The following is an 18,158-nucleotide window of genomic DNA, read 5'->3' on the forward strand; positions in this document are numbered from 1 at the left end:
GAGGACGCTTGTTCAGCGCGATTGCACGGGTCTTTAAGACCCCGGATCTGCGGACCAAGATCCTATTCACGCTCGGTGTCATTGTGATCTACCGGATCGGTTCTTTTATCCCTGCACCGGGAGTGAACTACGACAACGTGCAAATGTGTCTGGCCAGCGGTGAAACCGAAGGTGGCCTGTACTCGTTCGTGAACATGTTCTCCGGTGGCGCGATGCTCCAGGTCTCCATCTTCGCGCTGGGCATCATGCCCTACATTACCGCCGCGATTATCACCCAACTGTTGCGCGTCGTGATCCCACGGTTCGAGCGCCTCCATAAGGAAGGCGCCGAAGGACAAGCCAAGCTCACACAGTACACCCGCTACCTGACCATTGCACTGGCGCTACTGAATGCGACCACGCTGTCTACCTTGGCTTCCTCGGGTGCACTGCTGAACTGCAACCTCCCGCTGCTCACCGATAGCAGCATCCCTTCCATCCTGTTGTTGGTGCTGATCCTCACCACTGGTGCCGTGGTGCTGATGTGGATGGGGGAGCAGATCACCGAACGCGGTGTGGGTAACGGTATGTCGCTGATGATCTTCATCTCGATCGCAGCTGGCTTCCCGGCCGGACTCGGCCAGATCTGGACCACCCAGGGTTGGCAGACTTTTGCGATCGTGATGGTCGTGGGATTGTTGACCATTATGGCCATCGTGTTCGTCGAGGATTCGCAACGTCGCGTACCGGTCCAATACGCCAAGCGTCAGATTGGTCGTCGCACCGTCGGCGGTACCTCGACCTACATTCCGATCAAGGTCAATATGGCCGGTGTCATTCCGGTGATCTTCGCTTCTTCAATCCTGATGCTTCCGCAGATCTTGATCCAGTTCAACCAGCCAGCTCCCGGTAGTCAAGAAGAACCCAAAGAATGGGTGGTCTGGTTGCAGGAGTATTTCGGCACGCAGTCGCACCCGGTCTACATGCTGATTTTCTTCTTGCTCACGATTGGGTTCACATATTTTTACGTGACCATCACGTTCAATCCGCAGGACATTTCGGACAATATGAAACGCTACGGCGGATTCATTCCAGGCGTCCGGGCGGGCCGGCCCACCGTGCAGTATCTGGAATACGTGATTTCTCGTATCACGTTCGTGGGTTCCTTGTACCTTGGTGTTATCGCCATGATTCCGCTGGTAGCCTTTGTTCTGATCGGTGCGAATCAGAACTTCCCGTTCGGCGGTACGTCGATCTTGATTATGGTGGGCGTTGCTCTGACGACCATCAAGCAAATCAATGCCCAGATGGAACAACACAACTACGAAGGACTCCTGCGTTAGTGGTCTGATCCTTGTGTAGAGCAGAGTAGATAGGACTGAGGTATCACACATGTCTCAAATCTTGATGATGGGCCCTCCAGGGTCGGGTAAAGGCACGCAGGCGGCCCTGATCGCCGATAAGCTCGGAATTCCAGCGATTTCCACCGGCGATATCTTCCGTTATAACGTCAAGGAACTCACTGAACTGGGGCGTGAGGCCAAGCAGTATATGGATAACGGTGACTTCGTACCCGATGACGTCACAAACCGCATGGTGGAGGATCGTCTGGCCCAGTCGGATGCTACCGAAGGTTTCCTCTTGGACGGATATCCTCGCACCGCCGGACAGGTTGAGGCCCTGAACAACATCCTGGACAACCAGGGTAAAACCCTTACTGCCGTTCTGGTTCTGGAAGTGCCCGACGACGAACTTGTGCAACGCCTGCTGGCCCGCGCCGAGACCGAAGGCCGTAGCGATGACACCGAAGAGGTCATCAAACACCGCCTGGAGCTCTACCACCGAGAAACTGCGGACCTGGTTGATGCCTACCTCAAGGACGGTATTGTTGCCCGCGTGGACGGCACCGGCATGATCGATGACGTCACCGAGCGGTTGTTGCAAGCCGTGTACAACATTCGTGCACGCACCGGGACACTTCCCGTGATTCGTCCGAGGAAAGACCAGTAATCACGCAGTCGCCACCACATCATCACAGCGTCGGCCGAGCATTCTCGGCCGGCGTTGTTGATTTTTGAGCGCACACCGTGAGAATACCTTTGCGAGCACCGTCAGGAGGCGACCATGAGCCGTCGCAAAATTGAACTGAAGACCGCCAATGAGATGGCAGTGATGCACCAGTCAGGACTTATCCTGTCTCGAGCCCTGGACGCGGTCGCTGCGACCGCGAAACCCGGCACCACCACACTGGAACTCGACGAGATTTTCTCTGAGACCATCACCGAAGCAGGAGCGACCTCAAATTTTCTGGGATATTACGGATACCCGAACTCCATATGCGCCTCTGTCAATGACCAGGTGGTCCATGGGATTCCGAACGCAACACCCTTGCAGTCTGGTGACGTGCTGAAAATTGATGGCGGTTGCATTCTGAATGGGTGGCATTCCGATTCGGCTCGGACCGTGATCGTAGCCGATGAGAACAACACCGGGGTTGACCCGGAAGACCAGCGACTTTCTGAGATTACCCGCAAAGCGATGTGGCGTGGCATTGCTGCTTTTGCCTCGGCCAAATATGTCGGAGAGATCGGCGAGGCCATCGAAACCTACGTGCGGGCCCAGCCAGGCTCGCACCTGGGGATTTTGGAAGAATACGTCGGGCACGGCATCGGCACAGCCATGCACCAAGCCCCCGACGTGTTCAATTACGACTCCGGAATGCGAGGGCAACGCATCAAACCCGGGCTTTGCCTCGCGATCGAACCCATGCTCGTTCGTGGCGGTATCGACACGACCGTGTTGGACGACGACTGGACCGTGGTCACCAACGACGGATCGCGCGCCAGCCAGTGGGAGCACTCGGTTGCCCGTCATCAGGACGGAATTTGGGTACTGACCGCCGAAGACGGGGGAGCCAGCGAACTCCAACCGTTGGGTGTGACACCGGTTCCCTTGCCTTCCACGGCATCGTAAGCCGTCCCACGGCGGATCGAGCTGGAAAAATGTGCCTGTCTGAGATAACATAATTTGTTGGCTGTTTTTGTCTTCAGTGGATTGGCGTGTCGCCAGATCACAGATCACGAACAGCGCATCAAGTATTCGTCCCCACGTAGCCTTTGTATACCTGTTTCAGGAAGACTGCGTGGGCCAAGCGATTGTGGAGGACATGGCTAAGAAGGAAGGCGTCATCGAAGTCGAGGGCACCGTAACCGAAGCGTTGCCCAATGCAATGTTCCGCGTCCGCCTTCAGAACGAGCACGTTGTGCTTGCGACGATTTCAGGCAAGATGCGGCAACACTACATTCGGATTCTTCCCGAAGACCGAGTGGTAGTCGAGCTTAGCCCGTACGACCTGGACCGGGGTCGTATTGTGTACCGCTACAAATAAAAATAGAAGAACTAGCACAACGCTCAAGGAGGAACCATGAAGGTTCAGCCAAGCGTGAAGCGGATCTGCGATAACTGCAAGGTTATTCGCCGCCATGGCAACGTTATGGTGATCTGCAGTAACCCACGCCATAAACAGCGTCAGGGCTAACACCCCGCGGGGTGCCCTTCCAATAGGCGCTGAGAACGAAGGCTCGTCCAGGAGCCGACAGCGGTGCAGAGCACATGAACTATTCATGTGTCTCAACCTCCGGACACAGCAAAGGCCGGAGACTGAACTGGCTGACTACAGTATTGATCGATCTTGTTCTGAGATCGTCGATTCTTAGGGTTAGCAGATGATAAGAGACCATCATCACGGTTCAGGACGTACCGTTGCAGACCTTTGCTCGACAGAACAAGGAGAACGGCCATATGGCACGTCTAGCAGGCGTTGATATCCCGCGCGAGAAGCGTGTGGTCATCGCTCTCACCTACATCTACGGGGTGGGTCGTACCCGCTCGCAGCAGACCCTTGAGGCGACCGGGATTTCTCCCGATACCCGTGTCAAGGATCTCACCGACGCTGAATTGGTGGAGTTGCGCGATTACATCGAAGGAAACTATCGGGTTGAGGGTGACCTCCGCCGTGAGGTCGCCGCTGATATTCGTCGCAAAGTGGAGATTGGTAGCTACCAGGGCTTGCGCCACCGTCGTGGCCTGCCGGTCCACGGTCAGCGCACGAAGACTAATGCACGTACCCGTAAGGGCCCGAAGAAGACCGTCGCTGGTAAGAAGAAGTAGTCTCCTGGGCCATCAATCCCAGAGCTTTACTGTCTAATCACCTCAATAGCTTTTCGTAGGAGAGAGAAACATGCCCCCGAAGGGACGCGGAGCGACCGTACGTAAGAGTCGTCGCTCGAAGAAGAATATCGCCCAGGGCCAAGCCCACATCAAGAGCACTTTCAACAACACCATCGTTTCCATTACTGACACCACCGGTGCTGTGGTTTCCTGGTCGTCAGCTGGAGAGATGGGCTTTAAGGGCTCCCGTAAGTCCACTCCTTTCGCAGCTCAGACCGCTGCTGAGCAAGCTGCGAAGCGCGCTCAAGAGCACGGCATGCGGAAGGTCGACGTCTTCGTCAAGGGCCCCGGCTCTGGACGGGAGACTGCGATTCGTTCGCTGCAGGCAGCAGGACTGGAAGTCGGATCGATCCAAGACGTCACTCCTGTCGCCCACAACGGTGCCCGCCCGGCAAAGCGTCGTCGCGTCTAAACCGTTGAGCACACCAACTGTGGATCAGTAAGCTAATTCCGCGGGCCATGCGCCGGAAGAGGCCTACTGGTTTACAGCAAAACATCATTATCTCCCTCGTTTCCCCATACCTGCGGGCGTCATATGGCGGACGCCTCGCTGAAAGGAAATGTCAGTGCTCATTGCACAGCGCCCCACGTTGACTGAAGAACCCGTATCAACTCAACGCTCGCGGTTCGTTATTGAACCCTTGGAGCCTGGTTTTGGTTATACACTGGGTAACTCGCTACGGCGGACCCTGCTGTCATCCATACCCGGTGCGTCCGTGACCAGCATCCGCATCGATGGCGTGCTTCACGAGTTTTCTACCGTCAACGGTGTGAACGAAGACGTCACCGAAATTATCCTCAACATCAAGCAGCTCTCGGTTTCCTCGGAAAACGATGAGCCGGTCGTGGCTTACCTGCGCAAGCAGGGTCCCGGCGAGGTAACTGCCGCTGATATCACTGCGCCGGCAGGCGTTGAGATCCACAACCCCGAACTGCATATCGCGACCCTGAATGAGAAGGGGAAGTTCGATATGGAGCTGACCATTGAGCGCGGTCGTGGCTACGTTACCGCTACTCAGAACAAGACCCCGGACGCTGAAATCGGACGAATTCCAGTCGACTCCATCTACTCTCCGGTCCTGAAGGTCACCTTCAAAGTCGAAGCCACGCGTGTTGAGCAGCGCACCGACTTTGACAAGTTGGTACTGGATGTGGAGACCAAGGAATCCATTGCTCCGCGCGACGCGCTGGCTTCGGCCGGTTCCACGCTGGTGGAGCTGTTCGGTTTGGCCCGTGAGCTCAACGTTGCCGCCGAAGGTATTGAGGTTGGCCCTTCGCCGGCCGATGATACCGTCGCTGCCGATATGGCCCTTCCCATCGAGGAGTTGGAGATGACCGTGCGGTCTTACAACTGCCTGAAGCGTGAAGGGATCCATACCGTCGGTGAGCTGGTGGCTCGTTCTGAGACCGACCTGATGGATATCCGGAACTTCGGTGCGAAGTCCATTGACGAAGTGAAAGAGAAGCTTGCTGAGCTGGGCCTGTCCTTGAAGGACTCTGGACCGGCAAGCTTCGATCCTCTGGCTACCGACTCCCAGGAGTACAACGGCGGCGAAGAGTACAACGGTGACTTCCAGTCCTACGACCAGTACTAAATCCGTTCCGTACTGGTTACTGAGAAGACATCCGAACCCGAATAAGTGATTCCTGTGTCGGTGGCTTCCGCCACGCGTGCGGGAATATCCCAAGGAGAAAACCATGCCAACCCCAACTAAAGGTCCGCGCCTGGGCAGCGGCCCTGCTCATCAGCGGGCTATGCTGGCCAACCTGTCGGCGAGCCTTTTCGAGCACAAGTCCATCAAGACCACCTTGGCCAAGGCTAAGCGAGTGCAACCTTACGCCGAGCGTCTGATCACCTTCGCTAAGCGCGGTGACTTGCCCGCCCGCCGTAAGGTGCAGTCCATGATTGCTGGTCGTTCTCGCACCAACAAGTCCGTCGTGCACGAACTGTTCACCGTAATTGGCCCAGCTATGGAGAACCGCGAAGGCGGCTACACTCGCATCACCAAGATCGGTACTCGCTCCGGCGATAACGCCCCGATGGCCGTAATCGAACTGGTCATGGAGCCGGTTTCGCCCAAACAGGCTGTGGTTCAGGATGCCGAAAACGCAGCCAAGCACGCTGCTGAGGTGGTAGCTGCCGACGAGCAGGACGAACAGGCTGAACAACAGCAGCCGATTGCCGACGATATTGTCGACGAGTCGCAAGAAGCCGAAATGGCCGAAGCTGAAACTCCTGCCGAGACGGAGACTGAATCCACTGATGAAGCTGACGCTCCAACAGCAGACGAGGCCAAAGAGACTGACGAAGAGCAGAAATAATCTGCTGTCAACACCTCACCAGGCACGTGCCTGACACCAAGGCGGTGTGAGCCCTACACGAATGAGCAGGGTTCACACCGCCTTTTCGTCTCAGTGCCTACACTAGATGTGATGGACGACGAGAAGGCACCCCCCGGGGCCCAGAACGTTTTTGTGCAACCAAGGCCCGCGAATAAATCAGCTCGTACTAGCCGTTCGGTGCGGGTTAAAGTCCGTTGTGGTTATGACGGAGGCGCCTTTCACGGTTGGGCCCGTCAACCAGGACTCACCACGGTGCAAGGTGAGATCGAACAGGGGCTACACACACTTATTCGTCGCGAGATAAGGACAGTGGTTGCCGGTCGAACTGACGCCGGCGTGCACGCAGAAGCCCAAGTGTTTCAGTTCGACCTGACTCAGGACGAATGGTGGGGGCTTGCCCGCGGTAAGTCTGCACTGGATCCTGGCGAAAGCTTGGTGCGACGCCTGAACGGGACTCTCAAACACCTGGGCGGAGCGATCCACATTTATACTGCCGAGCGGGCTCCAGAAGGTTTCGATGCTCGATTCTCGCCCACCCAGCGCCGTTATCGGTACCGGATAGCCGACCGTGTAGAGAACTTCCGACCTCTCGAACGGCATTTCACCTGTTGGTTACGTCGTGAACTCAACGTGAGCCTCATGCAGGCCGAAGCCAACACGGTTTTGGGACTACATGATTTCCTCAGCTTCTGCAAACCTAAACCCGACGCCACCACGATCCGCACGGTCCACGACATTCGTATAACCCGCGACGACAGTGGCATCATTACCGCGGAGCTGGTCGCAGACGCCTTCTGCCACAACATGGTGCGGGCGCTGATGGGAGCACTGATTCAGGTGGGGGAGGGGTCGAAGGACCCGGGGTGGCTGGCGCACCGTTTAGCGGCCAAGGTTCGCGACTCGCAGGTGCGGTTGGCTCCCGCTGAGGGACTTATCCTCAGTGGTGTTGACTACCCTAACGATGAAGACCTGGCCTCGCGAGCCGAACAGACTCGAGCCAAACGCGACACAGAACGCTAGTTTCGTCACAGCCCACATGCCCCATATTTGGTGTTAGGGGTAGACTCGCGCTAAACTAGGTTGCTGTTGTGCGAGTCATCCCAGACTGTACGCTGATCAGACTGACGTCGTTGCATCGTTGCAAAGTCTCATCGCGCTGGGAAATATCGACCCGGCTTCACGCCAGCCCTCACCTGGTGTACCGGAAGCACCCACAAGATACAGTCGAGTCAACTTGGTCTCACGCCCAAGAACTCGTCGAATGTTGCAGACCGATACCGAATTAACGAAGGCAAGAATAGTGCGTACGTTTACACCAACGCCAGACGACATCGATCGTCAATGGCACGTTATTGACGCCACCGATGTGGTGCTGGGGCGTCTTGCTAGCCAGGTGGCTCCGCTACTGCGCGGCAAGCACAAGCCAAGTTTCGCCCCCCACATGGATATGGGCGATTTTGTCATCATTATCAATGCAGACAAGGTGACCCTGACCGGGCACAAGCTGGAGCAGAAGAGCGCTTACCGTCACTCCGGCTTCCCGGGTGGTTTGACCTCCACCTCCTACGCTGAGCTGTTGGAGAAAGACCCGGTCCAGGCCGTCGAGAAGGCTGTTCGTGGCATGTTGCCGAAGAACAAGCTCAACGACAAGTTCATGTCGAAGCTGAAGGTCTACCGCGGCTCCGAGCACCCGCACGCTGCCCAGCAGCCCGTTGAGTACACCTTGAACCAGGTGGCCCAGTAGGGTCAGCCCCATTAATTCTTTCTAAGGAGAACCATGACTCTGAATGAGAATGAGTCCACCGAGGAAGTGGAGCTGACTAGCTACACCTCCGAATCAACCGAATCTGTCGATGCAGGTGCCACTGTTGCAGAGCGTCCTGCCCTGACTCAGTCCGGTTCCGCCGTGGGTCGCCGGAAGCGGGCCATCGCCCGCGTGCGTCTGGTTCCGGGCACCGGTGAGTGGAAAGTCAACGGCCGCGAGCTCGACACCTACTTCCCGAATAAACTCCACCAGCAGGAAGTCAACGACCCGCTGAAGCTTCTCAACGTTGACGGCGCCTACGACGTGATCGCTATTGTGCGTGGCGGTGGCCCTTCCGGCCAGGCCGGTGCAGTCCGCTTGGGCGTCGCTCGTGCGCTGAACGACATCGATCGCGACAACAACCGTCCTGCCCTGAAGAAGGCCGGATTCTTAACTCGCGATGCGCGCGCTGTTGAGCGGAAGAAGGCCGGTCTGAAGAAGGCCCGTAAGGCCCCGCAGTACTCCAAGCGCTAAACTCCTTTTTGTACTGGCGCATTCAGCCAGCACACCACACGGGGACCTCGCCATGATGGCGAGGTCCCCGTTGGCTTGTAGGGTTCTCTAAAAAACGCCGCTGGTCCGGGCTTAGAGCACCTTGGAAAGGAAGTCTTGTAGCCGTGCAGACTGCGGGTTTTCAAAGACCTCGGCAGGCGACCCGCGCTCGACAAGTTGGCCATCGTCCATGAATAGTACGGTGTCGGCAACTTCGCGAGCGAAACCCATCTCATGCGTGACCAGCACCATGGTCATGCCTCCGCCGGCCAGATCCCGGATGACTTGCAAAACCTCACCGACCGTCTCAGGATCCAATGCTGAGGTTGCTTCGTCAAAGAGCATGACCTCGGGGTTCATCGCCAACGCGCGTGCGATCGCCACACGTTGTTTTTGGCCACCCGACAGGGACGATGTTTTGGCTTCAACCTTATCCTCCAGGTTGACCCGCTTCAACAAGGCCATCGCCTGGTCACTGGCATCTTGGGCGGCTTTATTCTTCACCTTGCGCGGGGCCAAGGTGATGTTGTCCAGGACGTTCATATTGGGGAAGAGATTGAAGTGCTGGAACACCATCCCGACATGTTTACGAACCTCGTTGATGTCCACCTTGGGATCAGCCAGGTTGTAGCCTCCCACCCAAACAGCGCCGTCGCTGGGAGTTTCCAACCGGTTCAGACAGCGCAATAACGTGGATTTACCGGACCCCGACGGGCCGATAATGCAGACCACCTCGCCAACTTTGATCGTGGCATCAATACCTTTGAGGACATGATTCTTGTCAAAAGACTTGTGGAGGTTCTCGAGCCGGATGATGTTGGACGAATCATCGACCACCAGGGGGATGGTCGAGGTGTGGGGATTCGATGATGTGTGGCTCATCAGTGATTCACCTTCTTATCGACAAAGTTGGCGAGCTTGGTCAGCAGATAGATGGCGATGAAGTAGATCAGACCGGCAATGGCCAGCACTTCGGTCACGCGGAAGTTGGCAGCGTAGATCTGCTGCGCCTGATAGAGCAACTCACCGAAACCGATAGCCAACAGCAACGAGGAGTCTTTGATCATAATCACCAGCTGGTTGATCAGTGACGGGGTCATGATCTTGAAGGCCTGTGGCAAGACCACGTAGCGCATAGACTGTCCGGACGTTAGGGCAAGTGACCGAGCCGCCTCTTGCTGACCGGAGTCAACCGACTGAATACCCCCGCGAACAATTTCGGCGATATAAGCACCGGCGTTTAGAGACAGCGTCAGGGCACCGGCCAACCAAATATTGACTTCTGTTTGAATGAGCTGGGGGAGACCGAAGTAGAAGAAAAACGCCCAGACCAGAACCGGAGTGCCCCGGAAGAGATTGACATAGGTGGTGGCAATACCGCGCAACACGATATTGGAGGAGACCTTCAAGAAACCGAAGACCAGACCGAGCACCATCGCCATGGCAAAGGAAATGCCGGTAATCGCCAGGGTGTTTCCCAGACCAATCATCAGGGCCGGCAGGGAGGTCTGCAACAGGCCGATGAATGTCGAATTATCTGGTCCCTCGGCATCTTCCCCCAGATAACGGTCAAGGATCTCGTCGTACTCACCCGAGGCCTGAATTTCTTGCAAGCCCTCGTTAAACATGGTCAGCAATTCTTGGTTCTCGCCTTTATTGACGGCGAAACCGTAATCGCCGGCCGGCTCGGGATCAGAGACCAGTTCCAAACCCGAGCCCTGTTGAATTCCGTAGGCAATAATCGGCAAGTCATCAACCAGCGCGGCGTCGTGGCCGGCTTTGACTGATTCGACTAAGGAGGTGGTCTGGTCCAGCGAATTCAGCTCGAAATCGTAGTCCTCTTGCATTTCTCGGGCCCACTCTTCGGATAGGGACCCGGTCTTGACCGCAACCGTCTCCCCTTCCAGGTCTTCCCAGCCGGTGATGCCACTGCCTTCGTTGGCAGCGATGGTCAGCTCGCCGGTGAAGTATGGGTCGGAGAAGTCATAGACTTCCTGGCGTTCGTCGGTGATCCCCATACCAGCGATCACACCGTCGACCTGATTGGAGCTCAACGCTTGCAGGGCCGCGTTAAAGCCCATCGAACGGAACTCGACTTGGAAGCCCTGATTCTCGGCAATCGCGGTCATAATATCGATGTCAATACCGACCAATTCGCCGGACGGATCCCGGAATTCAAAGGGAGCGAAGGTCGTATCCGTCCCGATCACGTACAGTTCACCAGCGTCGTCACCGGCGACCTGATTGTCTCCTGAATCCCCGGGCGGTACTTCTTGGGCATCGGCCCAGGCACCAGACGATCCAGCGAGCAATGCCGGTATGAGACACAGCATTGCAATCACCAGTGCCCGCAGGGCGCTGAGTTTGCGCATCATCGTTACCTCTTCTGTGTGAATAGTGGTGATGTGATCCAGCATACGTGCTTTGGTCCTCCGATGCTGTGTCCAAGGCACCCCAGCAAGAACCCGTCGAGGTGCGGTGCCGACTGTTTTCTCACCGTGCGATACGAAATCACAGGCCGGCAAAAACCAGGAAACGATCCCACGTGCGTGGTGAATCTCGGGCATTTACCTTTCGCGATTACACTAAGTGGAATGACTCGATTGTTTGGAACCGACGGCGTTCGAGGCAAAGCCAATGAAGAACTGACCGTCGAACTGTCTGTACAGCTCGCGCAGGCCGCGGCGGTGGTTTTAGGTCATCACACCACCGACGGCCGTCGTCCTCTGGCCGTGGTGGCCCGAGACCCACGAATCTCCGGGGAATTCATCAACGCCGCGGTCTTGGCTGGTCTCGCCGCTTCCGGCGTCGACGTCTACGATGCTGGGGTGCTTCCCACCCCGGCGGCAGCTTTCCTGATTGCCGATATCAACGCCGATTTCGGTGTGATGATTTCGGCTTCCCACAACCCTGCCCCAGACAACGGCATCAAATTCTTGGCGCGCGGTGGCCTGAAACTCTCCGACGCACAGGAAGACGCCATCCAGGAGCAAATGTCACAGCCACCACAACGCCCCACCGGAGCTGAGGTCGGGCGGGTGCGGGTGTTCGCCGACGCAGAAGACCGCTACGTGCTTCACCTGCTGAAAAGTCTTCCCAACCGGATGGACGGGTTGCGGGTCGTGATCGATGCCGCCCACGGTGCCGCCGCCGGTTGTTCCCCGCAGGCCTTCGCTAACGCCGGCGCCGATGTGGTGGTCATCGGGGCGGCCCCCGACGGCCTGAATATCAATGCTGGCTACGGCTCAACCCACTTGGAACGTCTCCAAGAGGCTGTCGTGGACCGCGGGGCCGATCTCGGGATCGCGCATGACGGGGATGCTGACCGTTGCCTGGCCGTTGATGCCCAGGGCAATGTGGTTGATGGTGATCAGATCATGGGCATCATGGCTACAGCGCTCAAAGAAGCCGGCCAGCTCGCAGACGACACGCTCGTGGTCACCGTGATGTCGAACCTCGGCCTGAAACTGGCCATGCAAGACCAGGGCATCAACGTCGTGGAAACCAAGGTGGGCGACCGCTACGTGCTGGAAGCCATGGACCAAGGCGGATACTCCCTGGGTGGCGAACAGTCCGGCCACGTGATCTTCTCGGACTTCGCCACCACCGGCGACGGCGTCTTGACTGGTCTCCAGCTCGCTGCCCGCGTTGCTGGAACCGGATCGTCGCTGGCCGAATTAGCCACCGTGATGACGAAGCTCCCCCAGGTGCTCATCAACGTCAATAACGTAGACAAAACCGCAGTGAAAGATCATCCCGCAGTACAGCAGGCAGTGGCCGAGGCGGAATCCCGACTAGGCGAAACCGGGCGGGTGCTCTTGCGTCCTTCTGGAACCGAGCCGGTGGTTCGCGTCATGGTCGAAGCCGCTGATCAGGCGCAGGCTGAGCGGGAAGCTGAGTATCTGGCCCAAGAGGTCGCCACACAGCTCGCTCTGTAAATCTCCTGTCAAGGATCTCGAACATCATGGCATCAGAACATCTCGTCGACCCGTCGCAACAGGACAACGTTGACGCCGGGGACGTGATGCCACAACCAGCCCAACACCTGTTGCGGTGGCAGTGGGTGCTGTTCATCGGGATTGTGGTGCTGGCTACCGGCCTCGTCTTGTTGAGCTGGACGTTGATTACTGCACCGGATTGCGAACAGGCCACGCTGAACTGGGCACCGTGTTTGGATGGTTCCGGTTAAAGGGCTCAGCGCCGGGCACTTGGCCGGCGCTGAGCTGTTGATGGTGGGAGAAATCTATTCGGCGTGGCGTCCAGAGGATTCGTCGCGGGAGTGATCTGCGAGCTGATCGGTACCCTGGGCCTTGGCCTGGGCGGTTAGCAAATCGCGGATATCGGTCAGTAGCTGAACGTCTTCGGCCACGGCGTCCTCTTCGGGTTCGATGCCGAGTCGACGGTTGCGAGCTTCGATCATCTTATTCATCGGTAGCACGATCACGAAGTAAACCGCGGCGGCGATCAGCAGGAAGTTCACGGCCGCGGTGAGTAAGACGCCGAAGCGGATCTCGTTGCCGTTCAGTTCCAGTACCGCGAAAGAGTCGAAGTTCGGTGATCCCACCAGCGCTGAAATCAACGGCATCAGGACCGAGTCAGTCAGCGCGGTCACGACCTGGCTGAATGCCGCACCAATAATCACGGCCACGGCCAGGTCAATGACATTGCCCTTCATCATGAAGTCTTTGAATCCTTGGAGCATGACATTCATCGTAGGACGTAGAGAACCGTGTGACTAGTGTGACTCTTCCGGATATGTTGTGGCAGCCTCAAAGCCCCACGCTGTTTCGGCAATGCCCCCGGCATCGACAATTGCTTCAGCCTGTTCTTTCCCGACGTATCGCAGGTGCCAGGGCTCATAGGCATACCCGGTTAGCTCGGCGGAATCCTGCGGATAACGGATCACCCAGCCGTGCTCGGCGGCGTGGTCAACGAGCCATTGGCCCTCGACGGTCTCGCCAAAGCAGGCCGACAGCACACAGTGATGATTCTCTCCGGCCACATCCACGGCCAGCCCCGTCTGGTGTTCGGAGTAGCCGGGACGGGCAGAGAAGTGCTCGGCCTGATCGGTACCATGACTGGCCACATACTGCCGGTGGAGCTGGTTTTGTCGTTCATAGGACCGGTAGCCCGACAGTAAGGAGAATGTGACCTCATCGTCTGTGGCTACTTCCATGAGCTCTTCCAGTGCGGTGGCAGCCTCCTGGCGTAAGGTGACAGTCTGTGAGGTGCCGGTGCCCTGAACGGACACCAGGTCCTCGGGCGCGTAGTCTATTGGTTCCAGCGGGTGGTGCTTATTGACCATGACGTGGATGGAGGCGGGGTCCTGATGGTCGAGTTCTTCGACAGTCGTGGTCTCGGTGGGCTCCGGGCGACTCGGCGATGTTGGGCTCGACTCTGAGGCGGTACCGGCGCTCGGACCCGGCGCGGTCGGGACAGCGGATGGCTCGACAATGGACTGTTGTCGCAAGGGCCGGGGCGAACTGTGCAGAATCGAGTGTTGACGCGCCGGACGTGGCGAGGATTCCAGCACCGATTCCTGGCGAGTTGGAGCGCTCCGGGCCTGTAAGAGGGGCTCGCGAGACGACGGGGGTCCTGTGGCGGGAAAGACCATAAGCGGTGAGTCGATCACAAACTCCACCCGCGGGTGCTCGTGCGGGTGCTGTACCCGGTGTTCCATCCGGTGGGTGGCCGAGGTTCTCGGTTCGGCTAAGGCGCACGAAGTCAGCGCCAGCACGACGATGACAGCAGAGGCCACCGCCCGATAGGCGCTGAGCTGTGTGCGTGGTGGAGCCATCGAACGCTTCGTTAAACTTTCCGCATTAAAACCCGCTTGACGCGGTGATGCTCGTCCTTGGTTAACACTAGTCTGGCACGCCCGCGTGTGGGTAGTACATTGACCTTCAAATTCGGGCCATTGATCCGATCCCAAATATCGGATGCCGTACGCTCGGCTTCAGCATCCGACAGCGTGGAATAGCGGTGGAAATAGGAGCGGGGGTCGGTGAAAGCCGATTTGCGCAGGTCCATGAAACGCTCGGTGTACCAGCGCTTGATGAACGTGGTCCGGGCATCAACATAGATCGAGAAATCGAAGAAGTCAGAGACACTTAACCCTGCGGTGCCATCAGCTCGAACGGTGGGTGGGGCCAACACGTTCAGCCCCTCCATAATTAACACGTCCGGACGACGGACCACCACTTGTTGGTCGGGCAGAATGTCGTAGGTCAAATGCGAGTACATCGGAGCCCGCACTTCGGGTTTACCGGCTTTCACATCGGAGACGAACCGCAGCAGGCGACGTCGGTCGTAGGATTCCGGGAAGCCTTTGCGACCCAGCAGATTGCGACGCTCTAACTCTGCATTCGGGTACAGGAAACCGTCTGTGGTGACCAGTTCCACACGCGGGGTATTGGGCCAGCGACGTAACATCTCCTGGAGTACGCGAGCCGTGGTCGATTTTCCGACTGCTACCGAGCCGGCGACTCCGATGACGTAGGGGGTGCGTCGGGTGGACTCTCCGAGGAATTCATTGGAGGCTTGGCGCAGTTTCGACGAGGAATCGACGTAAATCGATAACAACCGAGACAAGGGCAGATATACTTCGGCGACCTCCTGTAGAGAGAGTTGCTCTCCCAGTCCCCGCAAACGTTCCACGTCGGACTCATCAAAGGGCTGTTCTAGCTCATGGGCGAGCCGGGCCCAGGCTGGACGGTCCAGTTCAATAAACGGCGAGTAGTGATTTTGCTCTTCCATCGGTGGCGAACCGACCCGGGGGTTGCTGGCAGTCACCGGCGACACCGGGGTCTGCCGGGCACCAAAAACTTTGGGCACCGAGGGTGTGGAGTATTGAGAATCAGTCACCGCTCTATTATGGACCACGACGGTAAACACCGTGCTGTGAGTGACATCAGTGGTGCGCATCGGGTGACAGGTAGCTCAATTCCGGCGACAACGATACTCAATGGTCTGGAAGTGGTCCATCACCGGCTATTGTTGAATCCATGTGTGGAATTGTTGGATACGCAGGACAGCCAGTCTCCGTGACACAGCGCAACGCGGTGGACGTGTTGACGACCGGCCTGAAACGACTTGAATACCGTGGCTATGATTCCGCGGGTATTGCGGTCATTGCCACGGAGGAACCAAGCCACGTGGAAATGCGCAAAAAAGAAGGCAAACTCCAGAACCTTCTGGACAACATCGCCGAGCACCCTGTGCCCGAAGCGCAGGTCGGTATCGGACACACCCGCTGGGCAACTCACGGTGTGCCCTCGGACGAAAACGCTCACCCCCACCTGGCCGATCAGGGCCGACTCGCTCTGATCCACAACGGGATCGTGGAAAACTTTGCGGCCCTGAAAGATGAGCTGGTGGCCGATGGCTACAGTTTCATCTCTGAAACCGACACCGAAGTGGCCGCGGTGTTGATGGGCCACCTCTACCGCACCGAGGCGCACCAGGACCTCACCGAGGCCATGCGGCTGACCGTCAACCGGCTCGAAGGGGCCTTCACGCTACTGGCTGTGCACGCCGAGCATCCGGATCACGTGGTGGCCTCGCGTCGCAACTCGCCGTTGGTGGTTGGTCTGGGCGATGACGCCAACTACCTGGGCTCTGACGTTGCCGGCTTCATCGATGAGACCCGCAACGCCATTGAACTGGATCAAGACCAGATCGTAACCATCAGCGCCGATTCAGTGGAGATCATTTCCTTCGAGGGCCAGCCGGCCGAAGGCAAACCCTTCACCGTTGACTGGGACGTCTCGGCTGCTGAAAAGGGTGGCTACGAGACCTTCATGGAAAAGGAAATCCACGAACAGCCCACCGCAGTGGCGGATACGCTGTTGGGACGTCACGATGCGAGCGGTCGGCTGACCCTGGACGAACTGCGCATTGATGAAGAAGAACTCAAGGCCATCTCCAAAATTGTGATCTTGGCCGCCGGAACCTCCGCGTACGCAGGAATGGTGGCTAAATACGCCATTGAACGCTGGGTACGGATCCCGGTGGAAGTCGAGCTCTCGCACGAATTCCGCTATCGTGATCCGATCATCGATCCCTCCACCCTGGTGGTGTCGATCTCTCAGTCCGGTGAAACCATGGATACGCTCATGGCGGTCCGTTATGCCTCCGAGCAGGGCGCGCGCACCGTCTCGATTTGTAATACCAACGGAGCGACCATTCCGCGCGAGTCGGACGCGGTGCTCTATACTCATGCGGGCCCGGAAATCGCGGTGGCCTCCACCAAGGCCTTCTTGGCCCAGATCACCGCAGCATACCTGCTGGGGCTCTACCTGGCTCAGTTACAGAAGCAACTTTTCAGCCAGCAGATCAAGGATATTTTGGCCGAACTGGCCGAAATCCCGGCAAAGATTCACAAGGTGCTGGAAAACGCTGCGGCGGTCAAAGACTTGGCGCAACAGATGCAGCAGAACAACTCGGTGTTGTTCTTGGGTCGCAACGTGGGCTACCCGGTGGCTCTCGAGGGTGCCTTGAAACTCAAAGAGCTGGCCTATATCCATGCTGAAGGTTTTGCCGCCGGTGAGCTCAAGCATGGCCCCATCGCGTTGATCGATCAGGGCCAACCGGTGTTTGTGGTGGTGCCCTCTCCGCGGGACCGACACTCATTGCACGCCAAAGTGGTCTCCAACATTCAGGAAGTTCGCGCTCGCGGTGCAGCCACCGTGGTCGTGGCAGCCGAAGGAGACGAGAAGGTCAAGGAATTCGCCGAGCAGGTCTTCTACGTGCCGGAGACCATGCCGCTACTGATGCCACTGTTGACCGTGGTGCCGTTGCAGATCTTCGCCATGGAACTCTCAGCTGCCAAGGGCTATGACGTGGACCAGCCACGCAACCTTGCCAAAGCGGTCACCGTGGAATAACGCTCCTCTGGGGTGCCAGCAGACAGTAACACCAGGACGAACAACAGGGAACGGTAGACTGAGCACATGATCATCGGTATCGGGATAGACATGGTGGATATCAACCGCTTTGCGGGGCAACTTCGCAAAGCCCCGAAACTTAAGGAACGGTTGTTCACCCCGCCCGAACGTGAGCTCAATCTGCAATCCCTGGCCGCCCGCTTTGCCGCCAAAGAAGCCGTTGCCAAAGCGTTGGCCGCCCCGGGTGGCATGAACTGGCAACACTGCACCATCGGCGCCGAAGCATCCGGGCAACCCTACGTGGTGGTGACCGGAACGATCGCCGATATTGCTGAAGCGAAGGGCGTGCGTCGCTGGCACCTGTCCCTGTCTCACGACGGTGGCTGGGCGGCAGCCATGGTGGTCGCTGAAGGCTAAGGTCTCTC

At 57.8% G+C, this 18,158-nt stretch carries 21 protein-coding genes; 16 read left to right on the forward strand and 5 right to left on the reverse strand.

The window, feature by feature from the left end:
• Positions 1-8 precede the first annotated feature (8 nt).
• From secY to rpsI, 12 genes are all read left to right on the forward strand, one after another.
• A complete protein-coding gene (gene secY, locus DCC27_RS00430; RefSeq protein WP_110097910.1) occupies positions 9-1,322 on the forward strand; it encodes a preprotein translocase subunit SecY in 1,314 nt (437 codons plus the stop codon).
• A gap of 49 nt (positions 1,323-1,371) precedes the next feature.
• Entirely contained in the window at positions 1,372-1,989 is a 618-nt protein-coding gene (locus tag DCC27_RS00435; protein WP_110097909.1) for an adenylate kinase, read from the forward strand.
• Positions 1,990-2,103: 114 nt separating this feature from the next.
• Complete coding sequence (gene map / locus DCC27_RS00440; RefSeq protein ID WP_110097908.1) at positions 2,104-2,952, forward strand: type I methionyl aminopeptidase; 849 nt, start codon at positions 2,104-2,106, stop codon at positions 2,950-2,952.
• A 193-nt stretch (positions 2,953-3,145) separates the two neighbouring features.
• A complete protein-coding gene (gene infA / locus DCC27_RS00445; protein ID WP_110098174.1) occupies positions 3,146-3,367 on the forward strand; it encodes a translation initiation factor IF-1 in 222 nt (73 codons plus the stop codon).
• 36 nt (positions 3,368-3,403) lie between these two features.
• Positions 3,404-3,517, forward strand: a complete 114-nt coding sequence (rpmJ, locus tag DCC27_RS00450) for a 50S ribosomal protein L36 (RefSeq protein ID WP_110097907.1) — start codon at positions 3,404-3,406, stop codon at positions 3,515-3,517.
• A 263-nt stretch (positions 3,518-3,780) separates the two neighbouring features.
• Positions 3,781-4,149, forward strand: coding sequence for a 30S ribosomal protein S13 (gene rpsM / locus DCC27_RS00455; RefSeq protein WP_110097906.1), 369 nt, complete (start codon positions 3,781-3,783; stop codon positions 4,147-4,149).
• 70 nt (positions 4,150-4,219) lie between these two features.
• On the forward strand, positions 4,220-4,621 hold the full coding sequence (rpsK, locus tag DCC27_RS00460; protein WP_110097905.1) for a 30S ribosomal protein S11: 402 nt from the start codon (positions 4,220-4,222) through the stop codon (positions 4,619-4,621).
• Positions 4,622-4,775: 154 nt separating this feature from the next.
• The gene (locus DCC27_RS00465) at positions 4,776-5,804 is read left to right on the forward strand and encodes a DNA-directed RNA polymerase subunit alpha (RefSeq protein WP_110097904.1); all 1,029 of its coding nucleotides are present in this window, start codon (positions 4,776-4,778) and stop codon (positions 5,802-5,804) included.
• 103 nt (positions 5,805-5,907) lie between these two features.
• Complete coding sequence (gene rplQ, locus DCC27_RS00470) at positions 5,908-6,531, forward strand: 50S ribosomal protein L17 (RefSeq protein WP_110110272.1); 624 nt, start codon at positions 5,908-5,910, stop codon at positions 6,529-6,531.
• A gap of 111 nt (positions 6,532-6,642) precedes the next feature.
• Positions 6,643-7,572, forward strand: coding sequence for a tRNA pseudouridine(38-40) synthase TruA (gene truA, locus DCC27_RS00475; RefSeq protein WP_110100630.1), 930 nt, complete (start codon positions 6,643-6,645; stop codon positions 7,570-7,572).
• Between the two features lie 280 nt (positions 7,573-7,852).
• Entirely contained in the window at positions 7,853-8,296 is a 444-nt protein-coding gene (gene rplM, locus DCC27_RS00480) for a 50S ribosomal protein L13 (protein WP_110097902.1), read from the forward strand.
• A gap of 33 nt (positions 8,297-8,329) precedes the next feature.
• Complete coding sequence (gene rpsI, locus DCC27_RS00485; protein ID WP_110097901.1) at positions 8,330-8,830, forward strand: 30S ribosomal protein S9; 501 nt, start codon at positions 8,330-8,332, stop codon at positions 8,828-8,830.
• Positions 8,831-8,941: 111 nt separating this feature from the next.
• Here the strand turns inward: rpsI and DCC27_RS00490 are convergent, their stop codons facing one another.
• Complete coding sequence (locus DCC27_RS00490) at positions 8,942-9,730, reverse strand: amino acid ABC transporter ATP-binding protein (RefSeq protein WP_110100629.1); 789 nt, start codon at positions 9,728-9,730, stop codon at positions 8,942-8,944.
• Positions 9,730-11,265, reverse strand: a complete 1,536-nt coding sequence (locus DCC27_RS00495) for an ABC transporter substrate-binding protein/permease (protein WP_246840109.1) — start codon at positions 11,263-11,265, stop codon at positions 9,730-9,732. Before DCC27_RS00495 ends, DCC27_RS00490 begins: the two co-directional genes overlap by 1 nt.
• 177 nt (positions 11,266-11,442) lie before the next feature.
• Here DCC27_RS00495 and glmM point away from each other — a divergent pair, with 177 nt between their 5' ends.
• Together glmM and DCC27_RS00505 are read left to right on the forward strand one after the other, a co-directional pair.
• Positions 11,443-12,786: a phosphoglucosamine mutase gene (gene glmM, locus DCC27_RS00500; protein WP_110110273.1), complete on the forward strand. Its 1,344-nt coding sequence runs from the start codon at positions 11,443-11,445 to the stop codon at positions 12,784-12,786.
• Positions 12,787-12,812: 26 nt separating this feature from the next.
• Positions 12,813-13,037, forward strand: a complete 225-nt coding sequence (locus DCC27_RS00505) for a hypothetical protein (protein ID WP_110100628.1) — start codon at positions 12,813-12,815, stop codon at positions 13,035-13,037.
• Between the two features lie 54 nt (positions 13,038-13,091).
• On the opposite strand, the gene mscL is transcribed toward DCC27_RS00505, so the two are convergent.
• From mscL to coaA, 3 genes are read right to left on the reverse strand one after another with little or no spacing between them, the layout of a single operon-like run.
• Positions 13,092-13,550, reverse strand: coding sequence for a large conductance mechanosensitive channel protein MscL (gene mscL / locus DCC27_RS00510; protein ID WP_110097897.1), 459 nt, complete (start codon positions 13,548-13,550; stop codon positions 13,092-13,094).
• A gap of 33 nt (positions 13,551-13,583) precedes the next feature.
• The gene (locus tag DCC27_RS00515; protein ID WP_110100627.1) at positions 13,584-14,645 is read right to left on the reverse strand and encodes a M15 family metallopeptidase; all 1,062 of its coding nucleotides are present in this window, start codon (positions 14,643-14,645) and stop codon (positions 13,584-13,586) included.
• Between the two features lie 11 nt (positions 14,646-14,656).
• Positions 14,657-15,604, reverse strand: coding sequence for a type I pantothenate kinase (gene coaA, locus DCC27_RS00520; RefSeq protein ID WP_110098171.1), 948 nt, complete (start codon positions 15,602-15,604; stop codon positions 14,657-14,659).
• A gap of 248 nt (positions 15,605-15,852) precedes the next feature.
• On the opposite strand from coaA, the gene glmS reads away from it, so the two are divergent.
• Complete coding sequence (glmS, locus tag DCC27_RS00525) at positions 15,853-17,733, forward strand: glutamine--fructose-6-phosphate transaminase (isomerizing) (protein WP_110097895.1); 1,881 nt, start codon at positions 15,853-15,855, stop codon at positions 17,731-17,733.
• Between the two features lie 66 nt (positions 17,734-17,799).
• Positions 17,800-18,150, forward strand: coding sequence for a holo-ACP synthase (locus DCC27_RS00530; protein ID WP_110097894.1), 351 nt, complete (start codon positions 17,800-17,802; stop codon positions 18,148-18,150).
• Positions 18,151-18,158 lie beyond the last annotated feature (8 nt).

It is taken from the genome of Auritidibacter sp. NML130574, assembly GCF_003185725.2.
In the GTDB taxonomy this organism is placed as follows: Bacteria; Actinomycetota; Actinomycetes; order Actinomycetales; family Micrococcaceae; genus Auritidibacter; species Auritidibacter ignavus.

Excerpts from the sequence above, each read along its gene's own strand:
- DCC27_RS00435 (WP_110097909.1), top strand. The coding sequence starts at position 1,372 with ATGTCTCAAATCTTGATGATGGGCCCTCCAGGGTCGGGTAAAGGCACG.
- map (WP_110097908.1), top strand. The coding sequence starts at position 2,104 with ATGAGCCGTCGCAAAATTGAACTGAAGACCGCCAATGAGATGGCAGTG.
- infA (WP_110098174.1), top strand. The coding sequence starts at position 3,146 with ATGGCTAAGAAGGAAGGCGTCATCGAAGTCGAGGGCACCGTAACCGAA.
- rpmJ (WP_110097907.1), top strand. The coding sequence starts at position 3,404 with ATGAAGGTTCAGCCAAGCGTGAAGCGGATCTGCGATAACTGCAAGGTT.
- rpsM (WP_110097906.1), top strand. The coding sequence starts at position 3,781 with ATGGCACGTCTAGCAGGCGTTGATATCCCGCGCGAGAAGCGTGTGGTC.
- rpsK (WP_110097905.1), top strand. The coding sequence starts at position 4,220 with ATGCCCCCGAAGGGACGCGGAGCGACCGTACGTAAGAGTCGTCGCTCG.
- rplQ (WP_110110272.1), top strand. The coding sequence starts at position 5,908 with ATGCCAACCCCAACTAAAGGTCCGCGCCTGGGCAGCGGCCCTGCTCAT.
- truA (WP_110100630.1), top strand. The coding sequence starts at position 6,643 with ATGGACGACGAGAAGGCACCCCCCGGGGCCCAGAACGTTTTTGTGCAA.
- rpsI (WP_110097901.1), top strand. The coding sequence starts at position 8,330 with ATGACTCTGAATGAGAATGAGTCCACCGAGGAAGTGGAGCTGACTAGC.
- DCC27_RS00490 (WP_110100629.1), bottom strand. The coding sequence starts at position 9,730 with ATGAGCCACACATCATCGAATCCCCACACCTCGACCATCCCCCTGGTG.
- DCC27_RS00495 (WP_246840109.1), bottom strand. The coding sequence starts at position 11,265 with ATGCTGGATCACATCACCACTATTCACACAGAAGAGGTAACGATGATG.
- glmM (WP_110110273.1), top strand. The coding sequence starts at position 11,443 with ATGACTCGATTGTTTGGAACCGACGGCGTTCGAGGCAAAGCCAATGAA.
- DCC27_RS00505 (WP_110100628.1), top strand. The coding sequence starts at position 12,813 with ATGGCATCAGAACATCTCGTCGACCCGTCGCAACAGGACAACGTTGAC.
- mscL (WP_110097897.1), bottom strand. The coding sequence starts at position 13,550 with ATGCTCCAAGGATTCAAAGACTTCATGATGAAGGGCAATGTCATTGAC.
- DCC27_RS00515 (WP_110100627.1), bottom strand. The coding sequence starts at position 14,645 with ATGGCTCCACCACGCACACAGCTCAGCGCCTATCGGGCGGTGGCCTCT.
- coaA (WP_110098171.1), bottom strand. The coding sequence starts at position 15,604 with ATGGAAGAGCAAAATCACTACTCGCCGTTTATTGAACTGGACCGTCCA.
- glmS (WP_110097895.1), top strand. The coding sequence starts at position 15,853 with ATGTGTGGAATTGTTGGATACGCAGGACAGCCAGTCTCCGTGACACAG.
- DCC27_RS00530 (WP_110097894.1), top strand. The coding sequence starts at position 17,800 with ATGATCATCGGTATCGGGATAGACATGGTGGATATCAACCGCTTTGCG.